Consider the following 1,260-nt stretch of genomic DNA (forward strand, 5'->3'; position numbering starts at 1 on the left):
TTTCAGATGACTATCACACAACGTGCAAAGCTACATCATCCAATTCTCTAAATTCATTCAAGTCCGAGACACTCCAAGAATATAGCTATCACAGGGGTTATACGCCAAGCCCTTCCAGTTATAGCATAGGAAGGTAGCGCAGTCCTAAATTAAATTAAACTTACGCTACAGCGTAAGCAGGACGGTAATTAGTGTTGTTTGCGTTTAAGCAAGTGTGAGCCGTATAACGGAGTTGCTCAGTCCGGCAATGCAACCTAAACCTTCTTGATCCAGTCGAAGCCATGTCGCCCCCACAAGAAAAAAGGATAACCGAAGTCATGACGCAATTATACCCTAAGCTGCGTAAATGAAAGGGTAATGTGCAAACTCTACCGAAAGGTGATAATGAAGCCGATTTCACGGTCACTATAGAGGATCGAATCGGTCGGCTCACCCGTAAGATGATGGGGTATTGCTCGAAACTGAGGATACGTTTGGATACTCATCGTTACGTCCAGATCAATTCTGAAAAACAAGAGGGCATTTTTCATCCCATCGGTAATGCGTCCCAACGGGTCAAGAAAGAAATAGCTTACGTTTCCCAAAGCTCTGGAGCCAAAAACCTCGCCCCCTTTTTGATCCAGTTTCCCCTCAAGGATATACATCCCCTCCCCCAAAATAGAACCGAACAAAGGGGTAACGATGAGATCTTGAATCGAGGGAACCTCAGCGAAAGCCTCGTACCCGTATTCCCAGACAAAAGTGGACATTAAGGCCGATAAAGCGGCCGATTCTCCGATCGATAACCCGTCGTTTCGTCCCATCGTATAATACCAAGCACCCGAAATAGGATGACCGATGTAGTTTATAGCCCAGTTGTCATTATCCCAGACAGGTGTTGTGGTGACATGTTCCTTCCATCGCTGAGAGAGCGACTTTTCTTCGAGTTTCGCCGCATTCCAGTTGGTAATATCTTCAGGCATCATCGCCAGTGCTCCGATCGATGAGAGCATAATTAACTGCAAATAGAGAGAATCTTCGACGACGGATTTATAGCGGGTGGGAAGTTCTTCATTGACGTTGATAAACGTAGGGGTATAATCTTTTGGCACACTGCTTGAGATGGTGTTATCACCGAAAAGAGGTATGGTAAAGGAGAGGAAAAGAACAGCCCAGACATGCATTCCATGTACACTGGGGTTCTCTACCTTCTTTATTCGTTGATAAGAGATTTGATTGTGCGGGTAAGTGCACAGCATTGTGCAATCTTTTGTGTATTGC

Annotated in this window: 1 protein-coding gene; it reads right to left on the reverse strand. The window is 45.2% G+C overall.

The window, feature by feature from the left end; translation table 11 throughout:
* Positions 1 to 368: 368 nt before the first annotated feature.
* A partial coding sequence (locus A2517_RS09430; protein WP_294896398.1) for a DUF3943 domain-containing protein occupies positions 369 to 1,260 on the reverse strand: 892 nt, incomplete at its 5' end.

This window comes from Sulfuricurvum sp. RIFOXYD12_FULL_44_77, assembly GCF_001830725.1.
GTDB classification, from domain to species: Bacteria; Campylobacterota; Campylobacteria; order Campylobacterales; family Sulfurimonadaceae; genus Sulfuricurvum; species Sulfuricurvum kujiense_A.